The sequence below is a fragment of the Nesterenkonia populi genome (genome assembly GCF_007994735.1).
Taxonomy (GTDB): domain Bacteria; phylum Actinomycetota; class Actinomycetes; order Actinomycetales; family Micrococcaceae; genus Nesterenkonia; species Nesterenkonia populi.
On the sequence record NZ_VOIL01000001.1, the window covers coordinates 1,503,875 to 1,525,569 of the forward strand.

A 21,695-nucleotide genomic window follows, 5' to 3' on the forward strand; every position below is an offset into this window, starting at 1 on the left:
CAGGGTACCGAACACGTGTATCAGGTCGAAGAGAGGAGATCTGGACCTGTAATGCATAAATATTGAGGATGCTGCATATTTGTGCAACGATGGATCGCATGCTCAAAGCTGCTGTCTCCGGAGCCTCCGGCTACGCCGGCGGTGAGGTTCTGCGCCTGCTCGCCGGCCACCCCGAGGTCGAGGTCACCACCGTCACCGCCCACTCCAATGCGGGGGAGCGGCTCGGCGCCCTCCAGCCGCACCTGCTGACCCTGGCTGACAAGATCCTCACCGAGACCACTGCCGAGAACCTGGCTGGGCACGATGTCGTGTTCCTGGCACTGCCGCACGGCGCCTCCGGTGAGATCGCCGCGCAGCTGGGAGAGGACACTGTGGTGATCGACGCCGCCGCCGACCACCGGCTCGAGTCCCCTGAGGCCTGGCAGAAGTTCTACGGCTCCGAGCACCAGGGCACCTGGCCCTATGGGCTGCCCGAGCTTCCCGGCCAGCGCCCCAAGCTGCTGGGCGCCCGGCGGATCGCCGTCCCCGGCTGCTACCCGACCACCGCGCTGCTCGGCATGGCCCCCGCATTCGCCGAGAACCTGGTGGAGCCGCGCGACGTCGTCGTCGTCGCCGCCACAGGTGCCTCCGGGGCCGGCAAATCGATGAAGCCGCACCTGCTGGGCTCCGAGGTGATGGGTGGGATGAGCCCCTACGGCGTGGGAGGGGGCCACCGCCACACCCCCGAGCTGGAGCAGGGCCTCAGCTGGGTGGCCGGCGAGGAGGTCCAGGTCTCCTTCACCCCCACCCTGGCGCCGATGTCCCGCGGCATCCTGGCGACCTCCACCGCTAAGGTCCGGCCCGGAGCCACGGAGCAGTCACTCCGCGAGGCCTACCGCTCCCACTACGACGAGGAGCCCTTCGTCCACCTGCTGCCCGAGGGGCAGTGGCCGGCCACCAAACAGGTGGTGGGCTCCAACCACGTCACGATCCAGGTCGCCCTGGATGAGCATGCCGGCCGGGCGATCATCTGCTCCGCCTCGGACAACCTCGCCAAAGGCACCGCCGGCGGTGCCGTCCAATCCATGAACCTCGCCCTGGGCCTCGAGGAGACCCTCGGCCTGAACCTGCTGGGAGTCGCCCCGTGAGCACAGAGAACGCCGCCGGAATCACCGCACCCGCCGGATTCCTCGCCGCAGGAGCGGTCGCGGGGCTGAAGTCTGAGGGCCGCGACGTCGCACTGGTGGTCAATACCGGCCCGGACAAGCACGCAGCCGCCGTCTTCACCACCAACCGGGTGGCCGCAGCGCCGGTGCTGTGGTCACGCCAGGTCATCGCAGACGGCCGCGCAGACGCCGTGATTCTCAACTCCGGCGGGGCGAATGCCTGCACCGGGGCGCCCGGCTTCGCGGACACCCACACCACCGCGGAGACGGTGGCGGAGAAGCTGACGGCGGGCGGCCATGATGTCTCCGCCGGGGATGTGCTGGTCTGCTCCACCGGGCTGATCGGCGTCCGTTTGAACATGCCCGCCCTGCTGGGCGGCGTGGACCGGACGGCCAGCGCTCTGTCGGGGGACGTCGAGGCCGGGGCTGCGGCGGCCGACGCCATCCGCACCACCGACACTGTCTCCAAGACCGAGGTCCGCGCCGGGAACGGGTTCACCATCGGCGGGATGGCCAAGGGAGCGGGGATGCTCGCCCCCGGGATGGCCACCATGCTCTCGGTGATCACCACCGACGCCGTGATCAGTCAGGAGCATCTTGATGCCGCCCTGCGGGAGGCGGTGCGGGTCAGCTTCAACCGGGCCGATTCCGACGGCTGCATGTCCACCAACGACACAGTGATTGCGATGGCCTCCGGCGCACACCCTGAGGCCGACCCCTCCGGTGCGGACCTCAGCGAGTTCCAGGCGGCGCTCACCGAGGTCTGCCAGTCCCTGGCCGCCCAGCTCATCGCTGACGCCGAGGGTGCCCACCATGAGATCGCCATCCGCACCGCCAACGCCGTCGATGAGGAGCAGGCCGAGACCGCCGGCCGCGCCGTTGCCCGCTCCAACCTGTTCAAGACCGCCATCTTCGGCCAGGACCCCAACTGGGGGCGGGTGCTCTCCGCGGTCGGCACTACTGACGTTGAGTTCGACCCGAGCGCCATCGACGTCGCCGTCAACGGAATCTGGGTCTGCCGGGCCGGAGGCATCGGGGAGGACCGCGCGCTCGTGGACCTGACCGGCCGGAAGGTGGACGTCACCATCGACCTGAAGGCCGGCGCGGCCGAGGCCACCATCCTCACCAACGACCTCACGCACGACTACGTGCATGAGAACAGTGCCTATTCCTCCTGAAGACGCTTACTCGACCTGATTGAGCCACCATGCCTGAGAATCCCGCAGAATCCCTGACTGTGCTGCCCCGCGACGCCGGCAGCCTCGCCTCCGCCGGGGACAAGGCCGCCGTCCTCGTCGAGGCGCTGCCCTGGATCCAGAAGTTCGCCGGGCAGACCATCGTCATCAAGTACGGCGGCAACGCGATGGTCGACGACGACCTCCGCCGGGCCTTCGCCCAGGATGTCGTCTTCCTCAAGCATGTGGGGGTCAACCCCGTGGTGGTCCATGGCGGAGGCCCTCAGATCAGCACGATGCTCGACCTCGTGGGCATCGAATCCGAGTTCCGCGCCGGCTACCGGGTCACCACCCCGGAGGCGATGGACGTGGTGCGGATGGTGCTCACTGGCCAGGTGGGCCGGGAGCTGATCGGCCTGATCAACTCCCACGGCCCGTACGCGGTGGGGCTCTCCGGAGAGGATGCCGCCCTGCTGCGGGCTGAGCGGAAGAAGGCAGAAGTCGACGGTGAGCCTGTGGATCTCGGCCTGGTCGGGGAGGTCACCGGGGTCAACCCTGCCGCCATCCAGGACCTCATTGCGGCCGGGCGCATCCCGGTCATCTCCACCATTGCCCCGGAATTCTCCGGGGGTGAGCCCACGGGGGAGGTGCTCAACGTCAACGCCGACACCGCGGCCGGGGCGGTCGCCGCCGCGCTGGAGGCCGCCAAGCTGGTGATGCTCACCGATGTGGAGGGCCTCTACGCCGACTGGCCGGACAAGTCTTCGCTGATCTCATCCCTGACCGCCTCGGACCTGCGGGCCCTGCTGCCGAGCCTGCAGTCGGGAATGATCCCCAAGATGAGCGCCGCGCTGGCTGCCGTCGACGCCGGTGTGCCGCGGGCACACATTGTGGACGGCCGTCGTTCCCATTCGATGCTGCTGGAGATCGTCACCTCAGAGGGTGTCGGCACCCAGGTCGTTCCGGATGCAGAGGTGCAGAGATGAGCGCAGAGGACCTGATCCCCCAGCTGACCTCCCAGACGGTGGCCGGAGCGTCACGCGGCGACCAGCTGCTGGAGCGCTACCAGGCGTCCCTCACAGGCGTCTTCGGGACTCCGCAGGCGGTGCTCGTGCGCGGTTCCGGGGCTCGCGTCTGGGATGCTGACGGCAACGAGTACCTGGATCTGCTCGGCGGCATCGCGGTCAACGCGCTGGGCCATGCCCACCCGCTGATCAGCAGTGTGCTCGCCTCCCAGCAGTCCACGCTGGGGCATATCTCCAACCTGTTCACCTCGCCCACCCAGATCGCCTGCGCGGAGATGCTGCTGCGGCTGGCTCAGGCTCCTGCACGCTCCAGCGTGTTCTTCGCGAACTCCGGCTCGGAGGCTAACGAAGCTGCGCTGAAGGCTGTGCTGAAGCACCGGCAGGAGGCCAGCAAGTCCAGGATTCTTGCGTTGGAGGGAGCATTCCACGGCCGTACGGTCGGCGCACTCTCCCTGACTCATAAGCCGGCTTACCGGGAGCCCTTCGGTGAGCTGATCGAGGGAGTCGAGTTCCTGCCCTTCAATGATCTCGCCGCCCTGGAGCACAGGTTCGACGACGACGTCGCGGGCATCGTCCTCGAGCCCATCCAGGGGGAGGCCGGGGTGCAGCCCCTTGACGCTGACTACCTTCTGCGGGCTCGCGAGCTGGCCGACCAGCACGATGCGCTCATGGTCCTGGACGAGGTCCAGACCGGCATCGGCCGGACCGGCACCTGGTTCCGGCACCAAGCAGTGCCTGGTCTGACTCCTGATCTGATGACCCTTGCTAAGGGCCTCGGCTCCGGCTTCCCGGTCGGAGCGCTGATCAGCTTCGGCGAGAAGGCCAGCACTCTGATGGGAGCGGGCCAGCACGGCACCACTTTCGGCGGTAATCCTGCAGCCACTGCTGCAGCCCTTGCCACCCTGCATGTCATCGAGAGCGAAGGCCTCCTCGAGCATGCGGACGGGCTCGGAGCCCAGATCGCTGAGAAGCTGCGCGCCCTGCCGCAGGTCACCCAGGTGCGCCAGTACGGACTGCACCTCGGTGTGGACCTCGCCCTGCCGTCGTCGGCCTCCGCGAGAGACCTTGTGACCCTCGCCCGGGAGCAGCACGCACTGATCATCAACGCCACCGGGGACGGCACTCTGCGGCTGGCGCCGCCGCTGAACCTGACCCAGGAGGAGGCCGACGAGGCCGTGACCCGGCTCAGCGCCGCCCTCACCAGTCTGACGTCTTCCTCGTCCTGACCAAGGAGCCTGCATGACCACCCGCCACTTTCTGACTGACCTGGACCTCAGCCCTGAGGAGCTCACCCGAGTCCTCAACCTCGCCGATTGGATGAAGGCGAATCCCTACGCGATCAAGCCGCTGGCCGGCCCGCAGACCGCGGCGGTGTTCTTCGACAAGACCTCAACCCGGACCCGCATCAGCTTCGCCTCCGGCATCGCTGCCCTGGGCGGCAGTCCGCTGATCATCAACCCTGGGGAGTCTCAGCTCGGTCACAAGGAGTCGATCGCGGACACAGCGCGGGTGCTGGAGCGGCAGGTCAGTCTGATCGTCTGGCGGACCTACGCGCAGACGGGCCTTGAGGAGATGGCCGAGCACAGCAGAGCCCCGGTCATCAACGCCCTCTCCGATGACTACCACCCCTGCCAGCTGCTCGCGGACCTGCAGGCCGCGCGGGAGAAGCTCGGCAGCCTCGCCGGCAGATCTCTGGCCTATCTGGGCGATGCCGCCAACAATATGGCCAACTCCTACCTGCTGGCCGGGGTCAACGCCGGAATGGACGTACGGATCGCCGGGCCCGGCGGCTACCTGCCCTCCCAGGACATCATCCTGGCCGCTGAGGAGCGGGCCGCCCAGACCGGAGCCAAGGTCACCATCACCACAGACCCGGGCGCTGCTCTGCAGGGCGCCGAGGTCGTCGCCACCGACACCTGGGTGTCCATGGGGCAGGAGGAGGAGAAGGAGCAGCGCATGCGGCTCTTCGGCGACTACCAGGTCAGCGCGGAGGCGATGGGCAAAGCCGCAGAAGGCGCCGTCGTGCTCCACTGCCTGCCCGCCTACCGGGGTGCGGAGATCACCGCGGAGGTGCTCGACGGTGAGCAGTCGATCATCTGGGACGAGGCGGAGAACAGGCTCCACGCCCAGAAGGCGCTGATGGCCTGGCTGCTCGTCGAGTCCAGGCTGGCCGACGGCGAGACGGCGCGCCTGGTGCGTGAGGCGGAGGCTGGGGCGGCATGACGCAGGAGCCTGCCCGATCCCGCAGCGTCCCGGCCACCAAAGCTGCCCGCCACGCGAAGATCCGTGACCTGATCACCCGCGGCACGATCCGCTCGCAGGCCGACCTGGCCGGCCGGCTCGTGGACGAGGGGGTCCGGGTCACCCAGGGCACGCTCTCTCGGGACTTGGTGGAGATCGGTGCCGCTCGTGTCCGCGGCGGCGACGGCGCGCTCGTCTACGCGGTGCCCGCGGAGGGCCCCGCCGGCGAGCTGCAGTCCGACCAGACGGAGGCTGCCACCACCGCTCGTCTGGCCTCCCTGTGCCGGGATCTGCTGGTCTCCGCGGAGGCCAGCGCCAACCTGGTGGTCCTACGCACCCCGCCGGGGGCTGCTCAGTTCCTCGCCAGCGCGGTGGACCACGCCGGTTTGAATGAGGTGCTGGGCACGATCGCCGGCGACGACACCATCATGCTCATCGCTCGCGACCCCCAGGGCGGGGAGGCTCTGGTCGCCCGGTTCAACGAGATGGTGGCCTGAGCTCAGGCGTTCTCGGCCCGGTCCAGGCCCATCTGCCAGAACGCGGCCTCGGCACGAGTGGCGGTGGTGAAGGTCTTCACGATCTCTCCGAAGCGCGCGTCGCTGCCTCCGCGGGCGGCCAGTGCGTCGATGTGCTCAACAGCTGACCGCGCGGTCTCCTGATACCAGTCGGAGGAGTACTCGCTGATCCATTCGGCGTAGGGGTGTTCCGGATCCCCGTCCACGGCAGGCTTCAGGCGCTGGCCGATCTCTGCGTATCCGATGACGCAGGGGGAGAGGGCCACGTGCAGGTCGAGGAGATCGCCCGTGGCGCCGGCGTCGAGGACGAACCGGGTGTAGGCGATGTTTGCTGGGTCCTCCGGTGTGTCCTCGATGTCCTCCGGGGTCAGCCCGTAGAGCTCACCGAGGCGCTTCACATGTTGACTGGTCTCGTGGAGGATATTGCCGATGCCTTCCTGGGCGTAGCGCAGGTCCTCCAAAGATCGAGCCTTGTAGCCGATGAGTGCGTAGGCCCGGGCGAAGTGCACCAGGAAGTGGTAGTCCTGGATCAGGTACTCCCGGAATGCGGCGGGGGGCAGAGTGCCGGCCTCCATCTGCTGGATGAAGGCGTGATCGGTGTAGGAAACCCACTCCTCCGAGGCGGCGGACTTCAGGCGGTCGAACAGGGTGCTCATAGGTTCTCTCCGTTCTCGTAGACAGCGTTGAAGAACTCCAGCTCCAGGTCCACGGAGCGGGAGAAGAAGTCCCGGGCGGTGGCCTCAGCGTCAGGTCCCACCCGGTCAAGCTCGCAGCGGAGGAACTCGACCCAGGCGTCGAACTCAGGGCTGTGGTGCAGGTCGATCCATTCGGCGTGCACAAAGCTCTCTGGGCGGTCGTCGCCGGCGCGGCCGGCCCAGTCGCCGTAGAGCCATTCGGCGACGGTGAGGACGGCGAGGATGGCGGCGTAGTCCTGCGTGCGCGCGGCTTCGCGCATGATCGATTGGAATTCTGCGCAGGGCACGGTCTCCGGGGTCTCACGGCGCTGCTGCTCGGTGACGCCCAGCGCCTCGAAGGAGCGGAGGAAGTAGGTGTTCTCCTCGCTGGAGATCATTCCGGCGAACTGGCTGAACCGCAGCCTGGCCTCCATAGTGTCCGCGGCTGTCATGGCCCCGCCGAGGAGGGTGAGGAACGCGTCGAGGAATCGGTGGTCCTGGATGAGATAGGCGGCCATGTGCGCATCCTTGACGGTGCCGCTGATCAGCTCATCCACGAACCGGTGGCCCACCGCCTGATCCCAGGCGGGCTGAGTCTGCTCTCTGAGCTGGGTGCTGAATCGCTGAGCCATACTCTCTCCTTATGCTCCGGCTGATCCGGTGTCAGCGGAGGGGAGAGGGTGTGCCGGTGCTGCGGCGGCTCGCCAGTCCCTTCGCCGGTATCAGCCGGATCAGGTTCAAAGGGTTGCCGCACCGCCCGGTGTGCGGGCCAGCGGCGTCTCAGTCCCTTCGGCGGGACGCCCCTCGGTCGTGGCCCACGTTACATCAGGAGGCGGCATACTCGTCGAGCAGCGGCTTCATCTTCTCGATGCCGAAGACCTCAATGACCGCGTAGGGGTTCTGCCGGCCCTGGTGGGGGTCTGCGCCGGCATCCAGCAGCAGGCGGGTGATCTCCTCGTTCTGGCGGAAGACCGCGCAGCCGACGGCGGTCTGGCCGCGGTCGTTCTCCCGGTCCGTTTCGGCGCCCCGTTCGAGGAGGCCCCGGACGAGGTCCGCCTGGTCGTGGTAGGCGGCGAGGATGAGCAGTGTGTCGCCGGAGGAGTTGGTGAGGTTGGGCGGGATGCCTTGGTCGACGAGGGCGAGCAGCTCGTCACCCTTCCCCGAGCGTGCGAGGTCGAACATCGATGCCAGGAACTCCAGCTGCTCCTCGGTGAGGTCGACCGGGGGTTCGGGGGTCTGCTGCTCGTCTGCCATGCGGACAAGCTTAGCGAGCCTGTCCAGCAGATGCGGGCCGCCGTTGTCGTGCTTAATGCCCTTCTGCGCGCATAGAGTGGGATTCGCAGCGGCACCGTATCGATAAGTATGCAGTGCTCCGAATATTTATGTATACTGCGGGCAGTCACGCCCTGCAACCCGATGAGGAGACTTCTGTGAGCGAGCGCATCGTACTGGCCTATTCAGGCGGCCTGGACACCTCCGTGGCGATCGGCTGGATCGCCGAGGCCACCGGCGCTGAGGTGATCGCCGTAGCTGTGGACGTCGGGCAGGGCGGCGAGTCCCTGGAGACCGTCCGCCAGCGCGCCCTGGACTGCGGCGCCGTGGAGGCATATGTGGCGGATGCTCGCGACGAGTTCGCTGAGCACTACTGCATGCCCACCCTGAAGGCCAACGGCCTCTACATGGACGCCTACCCGCTGGTCTCCGCGATCTCTCGCCCGGTGATCTCCAAGCACCTGGTGGCCGCCGCCCAGCAGTTCGGCGCCTCCACCGTGGCCCACGGCTGCACCGGCAAGGGCAACGACCAGGTTCGCTTCGAGGTCTCCATCCAGACCCTGGGCCCCGAGCTGAAGTGCATCGCTCCGGTTCGAGACCTGGCGCTGACCCGTGAGAAGGCGATCGAGTACGCCGAGCGCAACGAGCTCCCCATCGAGACCACCAAGAAGAACCCCTTCTCCATCGACCAGAACGTCTGGGGCCGCGCCGTGGAGACCGGCTTCCTGGAGGACATCTGGAACGGCCCCACCAAGGACGTCTACGACTACACCGAGGACCCCGCCTTCCCGCCGGCTCCCGACGTCGTGAACATCACCTTCGATGCCGGAGCGCCGGTCGCCGTCGACGGCGAGACCCTCACCCCGCTGCAGATCATCGAGCAGATGAACCGCCGTGCCGGAGCTCAGGGCATCGGCCGGATCGACATCGTTGAGGACCGTCTGGTGGGCATCAAGTCCCGCGAGATCTACGAGGCGCCCGGCGCCATGGCGCTGATGGCCGCTCACCGCGAGCTGGAGAACATCACCCTGGAGCGCGAGCAGGCCCGCTTCAAGAAGACCGTGGACCAGCGCTGGACCGAGCTGGTCTATGACGGCCAGTGGTATTCCCCGCTGAAGAAGAACCTGGACGTCTTCATCGACGAGTCTCAGAAGTACGTCACCGGCGAGGTCCGTCTGGAGCTGCACGGCGGCCGCGCCACTGTGCAGGGCCGCAAGTCCGAGACTTCCCTCTACGACTTCAACCTGGCCACCTACGACGAGGGCGATGCCTTCGACCAGTCCTCCGCGCCCGGGTTCATCGACATCTACGGCCTCTCGTCCAAAGTCGCCTCCCAGCGTGAGGAGCGGCTTCACGGCAAGCCGGATCTCTCCGGCGCCGGCGTCGGGAAGTAGGCGCCGTGGCGGAGAAGACCCACGAAGGGTCGCTGTGGGGCGGCCGTTTTGCCTCCGGCCCTGCAGATGCCCTGGCCGCGCTGAGCAAGTCCACCCATTTCGACTTCCGGCTGGCTCGCTATGACATCGCCGGCTCGCGGGCCCACGCCCGCGTGCTGCGACGCACCGGACTGCTGGATGACTCCGAGGCGGCAGGGATGCTCTCCGCGCTGGATCGCCTGGAGGACGACGTTCTCTCCGGAGCCTTCGTCCCCGCAGAGTCTGACGAGGACGTCCACGGCGCCCTGGAGCGGGGCCTGCTGGAGCGTGCGGGGGAGGAGCTGGGCGGCAAGCTGCGCGCCGGCCGGTCCCGAAATGACCAGATCGCCACAATGGGACGGATGTTCCTGCGGGACCATGCCCGTGTCGTCGCCGGCGGGGTGGTCGAGACCATCGAGGCCCTGATTGCTCAGGCGGAGGCCCACCCTGAGGCGCCCATGCCGGGACGGACCCATCTGCAGCACGCTCAGCCGGTGCTGCTGAGCCATCACCTGCTCGCACACGCCTGGGCTTTCCTGCGCGACCTGCAGCGGCTGATGGACTGGGACGTCCGCGCCGCGGCATCGCCCTACGGACACGGAGCCCTGGCAGGCTCCTCGCTGGGCCTGGATCCCCAGCGGGTCGCTGAGGAGCTCGGCTTCGCCGAGGCCGCCTGGAACTCCATCGACGGGACCGCCTCCCGGGACGTCTACGCGGAGTTTGCCTGGGTGGCTGCCATGATCGGCGTCGACCTCTCCCGGATCAGCGAGGAGACCATCTTCTGGGCCACCAAGGAAGTCTCCTTCGTCACCCTGGACGATGCCTTCTCCACCGGTTCCTCCATCATGCCGCAGAAGAAGAACCCCGACGTCGCCGAGCTGGCCCGCGGCAAGGCCGGACGCCTCATCGGTGACCTCACCGGCCTGATGACGACGCTGAAGGGTCTGCCCCTGGCGTACAACCGAGACCTGCAGGAGGACAAGGAGCCGCTCTTCGACGCTGTGGACACCCTGGAGCTGCTGCTCCCGGCGGTCTCCGGCATGATCGGCACGCTGCAGTTCCACACCGAGCGGATGGCGGAGCTGGCTCCGCGCGGCTTCGCCCTCGCCACCGACATTGCTGAATGGCTGGTCCGACAGGGGGTTCCCTTCCGTGTTGCCCATGAGTTGGCGGGCGAGTGCGTGCAGACTGCCGAGGCTCGCGACGCAGAGCTCTGGGACCTCACGGACGAGGAGTTCGCAGGAATCTCTGAGCATCTCACTCCCGAGGTCCGCGCGGTGCTGACCACCTTCGGATCGCTGAGCTCCCGCTCCTCCCGGGGCGGAACCGCGCCGGCGGCGGTGGCCGAGCAGCTGGCTGAGCTGAAGCGCCAGCTGGGGCCGGTCCGCGACTTCGTCGTCGGACCGGGCAGCAGCGTCGGCCCGGACAGCGTCAGCTGAGGAGCTTCTCGCCCGCGTGACATCAGGCCGCAGCAGTTCGCCCCGCAGCACGGGGACCTCCGCCCAGGTGCGACGGCGCCGTGCTGCCCTCGTCGGGATCGGTGCGGCGCTCCTTCTGCTGGTGGTCGTCCTGGTGCTTCAGCAGTGCGTCGCCCAGGAGCCTGAGCGCCCGCACCCCACCGAGCTGGGCTACCCCTCCGCCCCCGAGCAGTCTGAGGCTCCGGCGGCGGCAGACCTGACCGAGGACATCACCGCAGTTCCCCTGGCAGAGCTTCCGGACCCGGACTGGGTGGCTGAGACCAGCGAGGCCGCCCAGATTCCGCAGCGAGCGCTGACCGCCTACGCGGGTGCCGCGCTGCGCCTGGCGGAGACCCGGCCCGAATGCGGGCTCGGCTGGAACACCCTGGCGGGAATCGGACAGGTGGAGTCCGTCCACGGCCACTACGGCGGGGCCAGCATCGGGGAGGACGGGGTCGTCGACCCTCCCGTGATCGGTGTGGCCCTGGACGGCAGTGAGGGGCTCATGGCCATCCCTGACACCGATGACGGCGAGCTTGACGGCGACACCGAGTGGGACAGGGCCGTGGGCCCGATGCAGTTCATCCCGACCACCTGGGAGCAGTACGGGCACGACGCCAACCAGGACGGCCAAGCCGATGTCCACCAGTACGACGACGCCGCACTGACCGCCGGAATCTACCTCTGCGAAAACGGGGAGGACCTCACCGGAGACTTCGGATGGAACGATGCGGTGACCGCCTACAACCAGTCGGTGGAGTACGCGAACAACGTGGCCGGCTATGCCCTCGAATACGCCGAGTCAGTGCAGGAGGACGAGGATGAGCAGTGACGCAGCGTTTGATGCCCTGAACGCTGAGGCCCTCACCGAGCTGTTCGATGCTCATGCCCTCGAGCTCGCTCCGCGCCTGCTGGGGAGCAGGCTGTCGGTGACCACGGACGAAGGCACAGTCACCGTGCGGATCACCGAGGTTGAGGCCTACGGGGATCAGGGAGAGGATCCTGGGGCCCACGGCTACAACGGCCAGACCCCGCGGAACGCCTCACTCTTCGGCCCGCCTCGTCACGCCTATGTGTACCGCAGCTACGGGATCCACTTCTGCCTCAACCTGGTCTCGCACGCAGCTGGGGCCGGGGGAGTGCTGCTCCGTGCCGGTGAGACGCTCGAAGGCCGGGAGCTGGCCGTGGCCAGGCGCGGCGGAAAGGACACCGGCGTCAAGCTGCTTTCTGGGCCCGGCCGTCTTGGCCAGGGGCTCGGCGTGGACCTCAGCATGGATGGGTCCCCCGTGGAGATCCTTGATGAGATCCCCGCTCCGCTGCCTGTTCCCTCGGCCGGTGCGCGCTTCACTCTTGCCCCCTCCGAGCAGCCGCTGCAGGCTGAAGAGATCAGCGCAGGCCCGAGGGTGGGAGTCTCCGGGGAAGGCGGCACCGCGTCCTACCCGTGGCGGTTCTGGGTCGCCGCAGAGAGGTCAGTCTCGCCCTACAGGCCTTCCGCGCCCCGCCGACGCCCTGTCAAGGACCGCTGAGGCCCGCGTCACTTTCCGTTAACCATGGGCGCTGTAAGATTGACCGATCTTTTTCCGTCTCCGAGGGAAAGCAGCACTGCTTGATGACTGAGACCGCCGAAATGGTCGCCGTTCCGCCGCTGGAGGGTGGGGTTGATCAGGAGCGCCAGTACGTGGCTGCCCTTTATCGCCGCCTCGATGAGCTGCGCGAGGAGAAGGAGGCCCAGCTCGCCAAAGTCCGTTCCGCCGGTGCGGTGGGCACGATGCAGAACATCTCCGAGCGCGACGCCTTCGCAACCCTCTACGAGGACCGGTTGGCCCAGCTCAACGCAGTGGACGACCGCCTCGTCTTCGGGCGCCTGGACCTGGACTCGGGGGAGACCCGCTACATCGGCCGCATCGGCCTGACCTCCGAGGCGCGCCAGCGGCTCATGCTGGACTGGCGCGCGCCGGAAGCCGGGGTCTTCTACCAGGCCACCGCCTTTGACCGGCAGGGTGTGCGGCGGCGGCGTCACCTGATGCTGAAGAACCGGCAGGTGCAGGGCCTGGAGGACGAGGTGCTGGACGCCAGCGTGCTGGACGAGGACGTGGAGAACCACGGCGACGGCGCCCTGCTGGCTGCGCTGAAGGCGCGTCGCACCGGTCAGATGGGCGATATCGTCGCCACCATCCAGGCCGAGCAGGACCGGATCATCCGCGCCGACCGCTCCGGTGTGCTGGTGGTCCAGGGCGGGCCCGGCACCGGCAAGACGGCCGTGGCGCTGCATCGCGCCGCCTACCTGCTCTACGCGCACCGGGAGCGCCTGAAGAGCGCCGGTGTGCTGATCGTAGGCCCCAACTCCACGTTCATGTCCTATATTGAACGGGTCCTGCCCTCGCTGGGGGAGACCGGTGTGGTCATGTCGTCGCTGGCCGACCTCTATCCGGGGGTGCGCGGAGTCGAGGAGCCTGATGCCCGGGTCGCGGAGATCAAGGGCAGGCTGGACTGGGTGAGCATCATCGCGGCCGCGGTGGATCACCGTCAGCGGAGCATTCCCGCCCCCAGGGACATAGTGATCGAAGGCACCTCGGTGACGGTGACGCCGAAGATGATCCGACGCGGCATCGAGCGTGCCCGGGCCACCGGCAAGGCCTACAACGAGGCTCGCGCCACTTTTGTGAAGGTGATGGTCAGGGAGATCGCGGAGAAGCTCGAGCGGATCCTTGAGAAGCGCTCACAGGGCAATGAGGCAGACCGAACCTACCTTGCAGAGGACGTCCGCACATCCCATGAGGTGCGAGTGCTGCTGAACCTCTGCTGGCTGCCGCGCACCCCGCAGAACCTGGTGGAGGACCTGTTCTCCAAGCCGAACTATCTGGCCGATGTCGCGCCTCAGCTCAGCGCCTCCGAGAGAGAGCTGCTGCAGCGCAGTCCCGGCAGTGCCTTCACCACTGCGGATGTCCCGCTGCTCGATGAGGCGGCCGAGCTGCTCGGCGAGCTTGATGAGACTGCCGGCCGGGAGGAGGCCCGCCGGAAGGCCTCGCGGGAGAAGGACCTGGAGAACGCCCAGAAGGCCGTCGAGAATGCTGCTCCGCAGCTGGAGGAGATGGGCATCGAGGGCTTCCTCGACGCCGAGGCGGTCGCCGCGATGAACAGCGAATCTGGTCCTGCGATGAGCGCTGCCGAGCGCGCCACGCTGGACCGCGCATGGACCTACGGCCACATCGTGGTGGACGAGGCGCAGGAGCTCTCGCCCATGCAGTGGCACGTGCTGTTCCGCCGCTGCCCGCTGAAGTCGGTGACAGCTGTGGGGGACACTGCTCAGGGATCCTCGCCCTCAGCGTCGCCCCAGTGGAGGCAGGCTTTCGAGCCGTTCGTGGACGACGACCGCCTCCGCATCGAGGAGCTGACCGTCAACTATCGGACCCCTGGCCGCATTGTGGGGCTCGCGGAGCGGGTCGCTGAGGCGAACGGTCTGCAGACGACGGCGCTGCGTACGGTCCGCGAGGGCGACTGCTCCCCGGAGGTCAGCGAGGTCTCCGAGAAGAAGCTGCTCGAATCTGTGGTCGAGGCTGTCAGCGCCGAGCATGACCGGATCGGCGAGGGATTGGTGGCCACGGTGGTCCCGAACCGGCTCATCACCCGCGTTCGGGAGCGGCTGACCGAGAAGTTCGGCAGTCGTGTTGGCCGCGGTGCGGGGTCCCTGGCCCAGGATGTATTGGCGATGACCGCGGACGAGGCCAAGGGCCTTGAGTTCGACGCCGTCGTCGTTGCCGAGCCGGCTGAGCTGATCGAGCAGGCCGGCGGCAAGGTCGGTCCGCTGTACGTGGCGCTGACCCGCTCGACGCGCGCGCTGCGGGTCGTCTCGTCCCAGCCGCTCCCGGACGGATTCTGAGATACGGTGAGCGCTGTGACCGCGACGAAGAACCCCGCCCTCGAGACCCAGCAGAACGACCCCAGCTTCGCGAATGTCTATCAGGAGCTGCAGTGGCGAGGCCTCATCCAGCACTCCACGGATGCTGAGGCCCTGGAGGAGTCCCTGGCGGGGGAGCGGCTGACCTTCTACGCCGGCTTCGACCCCACGGCTGCCTCTCTGCACCTGGGTCACCTGGTGCAGCTGCTGACCATGCGCCGCCTGCAGCTGGCGGGCCACCGGCCGCTGGCGCTGGTGGGCGGTTCCACGGGTCTCATCGGGGACCCGCGGCCCACCAGTGAGCGGACGCTGAACACCCCTGAGACTGTCGCCGGGTGGGTGGAGAGCCTCAAGCGCCAGATCCGCCACTATGTGGACTTCGAGGGGCAGGACGCCGCGCAGATGGTGAACAACCTCGACTGGACTGAGGGGATCAGCGCCATCGAGTTCCTGCGGGACATCGGCAAGCACTTCCGGGTGGGCACGATGATCAAGAAGGACATCGTGGCGAAGCGCCTGAACTCCGAGGAGGGCATCTCCTACACCGAGTTCAGCTACCAGATCCTTCAGGGCTACGACTTCCTGCAGCTCTACCGCGACTACGGCTGCAGCCTGCAGTTCGGCGGCTCGGACCAGTGGGGGAACCTCACCTCCGGCACGGAGCTGGTCCGCAAGGCGGAGAACGCGCACGTTCACGCGCTGTCGACCCCGCTCATCACAAACTCCGACGGCACTAAGTTCGGCAAGTCCGAGGGCAACGCGATCTGGATCGACGCCGAGCTCACCTCGCCGTACACCTTCTACCAGTTCTGGCTGAACCAGGCTGATGCTGATGTGATCGACCGGCTGAAGGTCTTCACCTTCCGCAGCCGGGAGGAGATCGACGAGCTGGAGCAGGCGGTGAGGGACGAGCCGTTCAAGCGCCACGCTCAGCGGACTCTCGCCTGGGACGCGACGAGCCTGGTTCATGGTGAGGACGCCGCGCGCAAGGTGATCGCCGCGGCAGAGGCTCTTTTCGGCAAAGGCGACATCGCTGAGGTCGACGAGCGGACCCTTGAGGCGATCGCCTCTGAGGTCCCGACAGCGACGGTTCCGCCAGCGGAGGCGACTCCGGTCAGGGCGTTGGTGGACACCGGCCTGGTCAGAGGCAATGGTGAAGCTCGGCGGGCGGTGCAGCAGGGCGGCGCTTACATCAACAACACCAAGCTTGAGGATGCGGAGGCGCTGGTCGCAGAGGACGAGTGGCTGCACGGGAAATACCTGGTGGTGCGTCGCGGCAAGAAGAGCCTCGCCCTCGCCATCCGGCCCTAAGGCCGCCTTTTCCCCGGAATCTCGGGGCTCTGGACATGGAGTTGCGTGCCCCCGCGACGGTGTGTAGAGTTAACGATCGCGCCGGGGGCCGGAGCGAAAAGCTCAAAAGCCCGAAGCGCTTCGGAGAGATTATCTCCACGACACTTTTTCGAAGTTCCGACTTCGTTCGGTGTGCCCGAAAGTTCGGCGGAAACGTCGAGTTGACGAGCAAGAAACGAAGCGGTAACATAGAGAAGTTGCTTCAGAGCGACCCGGGAGGGTTTCCTTCCGGTGGTGCTGACAGCGATTGCTGCTTGAGAACTCAATAGTGTGCCAAGTTTGTTGATACCAAATTATAAATTGGTAGTCACAGCGCTTGCACCCCCGTGCGGGTGACTGTGACATGCCTGGATTGATCAGCAGATCAGCCAATGTGATTCCGTGAGGCTCTGTTTTCCGGCAGGGTGGAATCAGATTGACTGGCTGTTGCATTCTCTATTTAGTTATCTAATGGAGAGTTTGATCCTGGCTCAGGATGAACGCTGGCGGCGTGCTTAACACATGCAAGTCGAACGATGAAGCTTCCAGCTTGCTGGTGGTGGATTAGTGGCGAACGGGTGAGTATCACGTGAGCAACCTGCCCTTGACTCTGGGATAAGCCTGGGAAACTGGGTCTAATACCGGATATGACTACGTCCCGCATGGGGTGTGGTGGAAAGCTTTTGCGGTCTTGGATGGGCTCGCGGCCTATCAGCTTGACGGTGGGGTAGTGGCTCACCGTGGCTTTGACGGGTAGCCGGCCTGAGAGGGTGACCGGCCACACTGGGACTGAGACACGGCCCAGACTCCTACGGGAGGCAGCAGTGGGGAATATTGCACAATGGGCGAAAGCCTGATGCAGCGACGCCGCGTGCGGGATGACGGCCTTCGGGTTGTAAACCGCTTTCAGCAGGGAAGAAGCTTTTTGTGACGGTACCTGCAGAAGAAGCGCCGGCTAACTACGTGCCAGCAGCCGCGGTAATACGTAGGGCGCGAGCGTTATCCGGAATTATTGGGCGTAAAGAGCTCGTAGGCGGTTTGCCGCGTCTGCCGTGAAAAATCCGGGCTTAACTCGGATCGTGCGGTGGGTACGGGCAGGCTAGAGTGCAGTAGGGGAGACCGGAATTCCTGGTGTAGCGGTGAAATGCGCAGATATCAGGAGGAACACCGATGGCGAAGGCAGGTCTCTGGGCTGTTACTGACGCTGAGGAGCGAAAGCATGGGGAGCGAACAGGATTAGATACCCTGGTAGTCCATGCCGTAAACGTTGGGCACTAGGTGTGGGGGACATTCCACGTTTTCCGCGCCGTAGCTAACGCATTAAGTGCCCCGCCTGGGGAGTACGGCCGCAAGGCTAAAACTCAAAGGAATTGACGGGGGCCCGCACAAGCGGCGGAGCATGCGGATTAATTCGATGCAACGCGAAGAACCTTACCAAGGCTTGACATGGACCGGATCGCTGCAGAGATGCAGTTTCCCTTCGGGGCTGGTTCACAGGTGGTGCATGGTTGTCGTCAGCTCGTGTCGTGAGATGTTGGGTTAAGTCCCGCAACGAGCGCAACCCTTGTCCTATGTTGCCAGCGGGTTATGCCGGGGACTCATGGGAGACTGCCGGGGTCAACTCGGAGGAAGGTGGGGATGACGTCAAATCATCATGCCCCTTATGTCTTGGGCTTCACGCATGCTACAATGGCCGGTACAGTGGGTTGCGATGCCGTGAGGCGGAGCTAATCCCTAAAAGCCGGTCTCAGTTCGGATCGGAGTCTGCAACTCGACTCCGTGAAGTTGGAGTCGCTAGTAATCGCAGATCAGCAATGCTGCGGTGAATACGTTCCCGGGCCTTGTACACACCGCCCGTCAAGTCACGAAAGTTGGTAACACCCGAAGCCCACGGCCTAACCCTTGTGGGGGGAGTGGTCGAAGGTGGGACCGGCGATTGGGACTAAGTCGTAACAAGGTAGCCGTACCGGAAGGTGCGGCTGGATCACCTCCTTTCTAAGGAGCTGGCTGCGAGTTGTGGCCGCCCCGTTGTGGCATCCGAGTGTGGTGTCCCGGGGTTTGCTCATGGGTGGAATATCAGCGAATCACACTGTTGTGGTGTGGGCTTGGCTTGCGGCGTGATGCTTTCATGCTTTAGTACGTGGTCTTTGTGGCTGCTGGAACGGGTGTGGGGTTGGTTGTGAGTCTGGTTTTTGGTGCACTGTTGGGTCCTGAGGCAGCAGCCGTTTGGTTGGTGTGCTCTGGATTGTTGCTTCTGCTCCAGAACGCTGCGCACTGTTTGGTGTGTGGTGGTGGGGGTGGGGGTTGTTGTTTGGGAACTGCATAGTGGACGCGAGCATCTTTGTTTGCAATTTTTTTGTTGAGTGTCATCGTGCGCTGGCCTCTTTGTGGGGTTGGTGTGTGATGTGTCGTTTGGTGGCTTACATCGCTATGTGTAGTGGGTGTAAGTGTTTAAGGGCGCATGTGTGGATGCCTTGGCAGCAGGTGCCGATGAAGGACGTGGGAATCTGCGATAAGCCTGGTGGAGCTGATAACCGAGTGTTGAGGCCAGGATGTCCGAATGGGGAAACCCCGTGCACTGTTATGGTGCGCGACCAGCCGCTGAATGTATAGGCGGTTTGGGGGGAACGCCGGGAAGTGAAACATCTCAGTACCGGCAGGAAGAGAAAACAAGAGTGATTCGGTGAGTAGTGGCGAGCGAAAGCCGATGGGGCTAAACCCATCATGTGTGATAGCTGGTAGGCGTTGCGTGGTGGGGGTTGTGAGGCCCAGTGTCCAGGATCTACCAGTCTTGGCGGTTGAGGTGCGGGCGTATAGACGAAGAAGGTTGAGTCCTTCACCGTAGAGGGTGTGAGTCCCGTAGTTGTAATGCGTTCCGCCGGCTGTGCTGGGTTCTCGAGTAGCACGCGGCTCGAGGAATCGTGTGTGAATCTGCCAGGACCACCTGGTAAGCCTGAATACATCCTGCTGACCGATAGTGAATCAGTACCGTGAGGGAATGGTGAAAAGTACCCCGGGAGGGGAGTGAAAGAGTACCTGAAACCATGTGCCTACAATCCGTCAGAGCATCCTTGTTGGTGTGATGGCGTGCCTTTTGAAGAATGAGCCTGCGAGTTAGTGCTCAGTAGCGAGGTTAACCCGTGTGGGGAAGCCGCAGCGAAAGCGAGTCTGAATAGGGCGATGTAGTTGCTGGGTCTAGACCCGAAGCGGAGTGATCTACCCATGGCCAGGTTGAAGCGCGTGTAAGAGCGCGTGGAGGACCGAACCCACCTAGGTTGAAAACTGGGGGGATGAGCTGTGGGTAGGGGTGAAAGGCCAATCAAACTCTGTGATAGCTGGTTCTCCCCGAAATGCATTTAGGTGCAGCGTCGCGTGTTTCGTCCGGGAGGTAGAGCTACTGGATGGCCGATGGGCCCTACAAGGTTACTGACGTCAGCTAAACTCCGAATGCCCGAGACGTGAGAGCGCGGCAGTGAGACGGTGGGGGATAAGCTTCATCGTCGAGAGGGAAACAGCCCAGACCACCGGTTAAGGCCCCTAAGCGTGTGCTAAGTGGGAAAGGATGTGGAGTTGCTCAGACAACCAGGAGGTTGGCTTAGAAGCAGCCATCCTTGAAAGAGTGCGTAATAGCTCACTGGTCAAGTGATTCCGCGCCGACAATGTAGCGGGGCTCAAGCACACCGCCGAAACCGTGGCATTCAGGCTTTTGTCTGGATGGGTAGGGGAGCGTCGAGCAAACCGGTGAAGCCGCAGCGGAAGCTAGTGGTGGAGGTTGTTCGAGTGAGAATGCAGGCATGAGTAGCGAAAGACGCGTGAGAAACGTGTCCGCCGAATGACTAAGGGTTCCAGGGTCAAGCTAATCTGCCCTGGGTTAGTCGGGACCTAAGGCGAGGCCGACAGGCGTAGTCGATGGACAACGGGTTGATATTCCCGTACCGGCGAAGAACCGCCCACGCGAACCCGCTGATACTAACCGCCTGAACCCTGCCATAGTGCCCCTTCGGGGGTGCGTTGGCAGGTAGTAGCGTGGGACCTGAAGCGGTCTAGCGAGCGTATTAACAGGTGTGACGCAGGAAGGTAGCCGGGCCCAGCGATGGTTGTCTGGGTCTAAGAATGTAGGCTGGCTCCTAGGCAAATCCGGGAGCCGTGATGGCTGAGATTTGATGGGCCCCCACTTCGGGTGGGGGATCCGGTGATCCTATGCTGCCGAGAAAAGCATCGACGCGAGGTTCTAGCCGCCCGTACCCGAAACCGACACAGGTAGTCAGGTAGAGAATACCAAGGCGATCGAGATAATCACGGTTAAGGAACTCGGCAAAATACCCCCGTAACTTCGGGAGAAGGGGGGCCATCCGCTTGATCAGCCTGCGCGGCTGTGAGGGTGTGGTGGCCGCAGAGACCAGGGGGGTCCGACTGTTTACTAAAAACACAGGTCCGTGCGAAGTCGTAAGACGATGTATACGGACTGACTCCTGCCCGGTGCTGGAAGGTTAAGAGGACCCGTTAGGCTCTTCGGAGTCGAAGCGGAGAATTTAAGCCCCAGTAAACGGCGGTGGTAACTATAACCATCCTAAGGTAGCGAAATTCCTTGTCGGGTAAGTTCCGACCTGCACGAATGGAGTAACGAGACCCCCGCTGTCTCAACCGTGAACTCGGCGAAATTGCACTACGAGTAAAGATGCTCGTTACGCGCAGCAGGACGGAAAGACCCCGAGACCTTTACTATAGCTTGGTATTGGTGATTCGCATCACTTGTGTAGGATAGGTGGGAGACTGTGAAGCCAGCACGCCAGTGTTGGTGGAGTCATCGTTGAAATACCACTCTGGTGTTGTGGATCATCTAACTTCGGGCCCTGATCGGGTCCAGGGACAGTGCCTGGTGGGTAGTTTAACTGGGGCGGTTGCCTCCCAAAGAGTAACGGAGGCGCCCAAAGGTTCCCTCAGCCTGGTTGGCAATCAGGTGTCGAGTGTAAGTGCACAAGGGAGCTTGACTGTGAGACAGGCATGTCGAGCAGGAACGAAAGTTGGGACTAGTGATCCGGCGGCACCTTGTGGAAGGGCCGTCGCTCAACGGATAAAAGGTACCTCGGGGATAACAGGCTGATCCTCCCCAAGAGTTCATATCGACGGGATGGTTTGGCACCTCGATGTCGGCTCGTCTCATCCTGGGGCTGGAGTTGGTCCCAAGGGTTGGGCTGTTCGCCCATTAAAGAGGCACGCGAGCTGGGTTTAGAACGTCGTGAGACAGTTCGGTCCCTATCCGCTGCGCGCGTAGGAGATTTGAGAAGGTCTGTCCTTAGTACGAGAGGACCGGGACGGACGAACCTCTGGTGTGCCAGTTGTACTGCCAAGTGCACCGCTGGTTAGCTACGTTCGGGATGGATAACCGCTGAAAGCATCTAAGCGGGAAGCCGGCTTCAAGATAAGATCTCCGACACCATTGGTGTGAAGGCTCCCTATAGATGATGGGGTTGATAGGCCAGATGTGGAAGCGCAGCAATGCGTGAAGCTGACTGGTACTAATAAGCCGACCACTTACACCACCACCACAA

At 64.8% G+C, this 21,695-nt stretch carries 15 protein-coding genes, 2 rRNA genes and 1 riboswitch; of the genes, 14 read left to right on the forward strand and 3 right to left on the reverse strand.

Going from position 1 to position 21,695, the window contains the following annotated elements; translation table 11 throughout:
• The first annotated feature begins 98 nt into the window (after positions 1–98).
• Genes argC through FWJ47_RS06945 form a run of 6 tightly spaced genes read left to right on the forward strand, consistent with a single transcriptional unit; the run spans position 99 to position 6,083 of the window.
• Positions 99–1,127, forward strand: a complete 1,029-nt coding sequence (gene argC, locus FWJ47_RS06920) for an N-acetyl-gamma-glutamyl-phosphate reductase (RefSeq protein WP_147105994.1) — start codon at positions 99–101, stop codon at positions 1,125–1,127.
• Positions 1,124–2,323: a bifunctional glutamate N-acetyltransferase/amino-acid acetyltransferase ArgJ gene (gene argJ, locus FWJ47_RS06925; protein ID WP_246126197.1), complete on the forward strand. Its 1,200-nt coding sequence runs from the start codon at positions 1,124–1,126 to the stop codon at positions 2,321–2,323. Before argC ends, argJ begins: the two co-directional genes overlap by 4 nt.
• 29 nt (positions 2,324–2,352) lie before the next feature.
• A complete protein-coding gene (gene argB / locus FWJ47_RS06930; RefSeq protein WP_147105997.1) occupies positions 2,353–3,306 on the forward strand; it encodes an acetylglutamate kinase in 954 nt (317 codons plus the stop codon).
• Positions 3,303–4,571, forward strand: a complete 1,269-nt coding sequence (locus tag FWJ47_RS06935; RefSeq protein WP_147106000.1) for an acetylornithine transaminase — start codon at positions 3,303–3,305, stop codon at positions 4,569–4,571. The genes argB and FWJ47_RS06935 overlap by 4 nt, the downstream gene beginning before the upstream one ends.
• Positions 4,572–4,584: 13 nt before the next feature.
• Positions 4,585–5,568, forward strand: coding sequence for an ornithine carbamoyltransferase (gene argF, locus FWJ47_RS06940; RefSeq protein WP_147106002.1), 984 nt, complete (start codon positions 4,585–4,587; stop codon positions 5,566–5,568).
• Positions 5,565–6,083, forward strand: a complete 519-nt coding sequence (locus FWJ47_RS06945; RefSeq protein ID WP_147106006.1) for an arginine repressor — start codon at positions 5,565–5,567, stop codon at positions 6,081–6,083. The genes argF and FWJ47_RS06945 overlap by 4 nt, the downstream gene beginning before the upstream one ends.
• Before the next feature lie 2 nt (positions 6,084–6,085).
• Here the strand turns inward: FWJ47_RS06945 and tenA are convergent, their stop codons facing one another.
• From tenA to FWJ47_RS06960, 3 genes are all read right to left on the reverse strand, one after another.
• A complete protein-coding gene (tenA, locus tag FWJ47_RS06950) occupies positions 6,086–6,757 on the reverse strand; it encodes a thiaminase II (RefSeq protein ID WP_147106009.1) in 672 nt (223 codons plus the stop codon).
• Positions 6,754–7,407 (reverse strand): TenA family protein, encoded by a 654-nt coding sequence (locus tag FWJ47_RS06955; RefSeq protein WP_147106012.1) that lies wholly within the window; start codon positions 7,405–7,407, stop codon positions 6,754–6,756. Before FWJ47_RS06955 ends, tenA begins: the two co-directional genes overlap by 4 nt.
• A 59-nt stretch (positions 7,408–7,466) precedes the next feature.
• Positions 7,467–7,590: riboswitch (TPP riboswitch) on the reverse strand.
• Between the two features lie 10 nt (positions 7,591–7,600).
• Entirely contained in the window at positions 7,601–8,029 is a 429-nt protein-coding gene (locus FWJ47_RS06960) for an ankyrin repeat domain-containing protein (RefSeq protein WP_147106015.1), read from the reverse strand.
• Positions 8,030–8,205: 176 nt separating this feature from the next.
• On the opposite strand from FWJ47_RS06960, the gene FWJ47_RS06965 reads away from it, so the two are divergent.
• The 8 genes from FWJ47_RS06965 (at position 8,206) to FWJ47_RS07000 (ending at position 21,686) form a co-directional block, all read left to right on the forward strand.
• Positions 8,206–9,441 (forward strand): argininosuccinate synthase, encoded by a 1,236-nt coding sequence (locus FWJ47_RS06965; protein ID WP_147106018.1) that lies wholly within the window; start codon positions 8,206–8,208, stop codon positions 9,439–9,441.
• Between the two features lie 5 nt (positions 9,442–9,446).
• A complete protein-coding gene (gene argH / locus FWJ47_RS06970) occupies positions 9,447–10,898 on the forward strand; it encodes an argininosuccinate lyase (RefSeq protein WP_147106021.1) in 1,452 nt (483 codons plus the stop codon).
• A gap of 16 nt (positions 10,899–10,914) precedes the next feature.
• Positions 10,915–11,748 carry a lytic transglycosylase domain-containing protein gene (locus tag FWJ47_RS06975; RefSeq protein WP_246126198.1) on the forward strand — a complete coding sequence of 278 codons (834 nt, stop codon included), beginning with the start codon at positions 10,915–10,917 and terminating at the stop codon, positions 11,746–11,748.
• Complete coding sequence (locus FWJ47_RS06980) at positions 11,738–12,442, forward strand: DNA-3-methyladenine glycosylase (RefSeq protein ID WP_147106024.1); 705 nt, start codon at positions 11,738–11,740, stop codon at positions 12,440–12,442. The genes FWJ47_RS06975 and FWJ47_RS06980 overlap by 11 nt, the downstream gene beginning before the upstream one ends.
• 83 nt (positions 12,443–12,525) lie before the next feature.
• Positions 12,526–14,796, forward strand: coding sequence for a HelD family protein (locus FWJ47_RS06985; protein WP_246126200.1), 2,271 nt, complete (start codon positions 12,526–12,528; stop codon positions 14,794–14,796).
• A gap of 15 nt (positions 14,797–14,811) precedes the next feature.
• On the forward strand, positions 14,812–16,125 hold the full coding sequence (tyrS, locus tag FWJ47_RS06990) for a tyrosine--tRNA ligase (RefSeq protein WP_147106027.1): 1,314 nt from the start codon (positions 14,812–14,814) through the stop codon (positions 16,123–16,125).
• A gap of 486 nt (positions 16,126–16,611) precedes the next feature.
• A 16S ribosomal RNA gene (locus tag FWJ47_RS06995) occupies positions 16,612–18,138 on the forward strand.
• 446 nt (positions 18,139–18,584) lie between these two features.
• Positions 18,585–21,686: ribosomal RNA gene (locus tag FWJ47_RS07000) — 23S ribosomal RNA — on the forward strand.
• The 16S and 23S rRNA genes sit together here, the layout of an rRNA operon.
• Positions 21,687–21,695 lie beyond the last annotated feature (9 nt).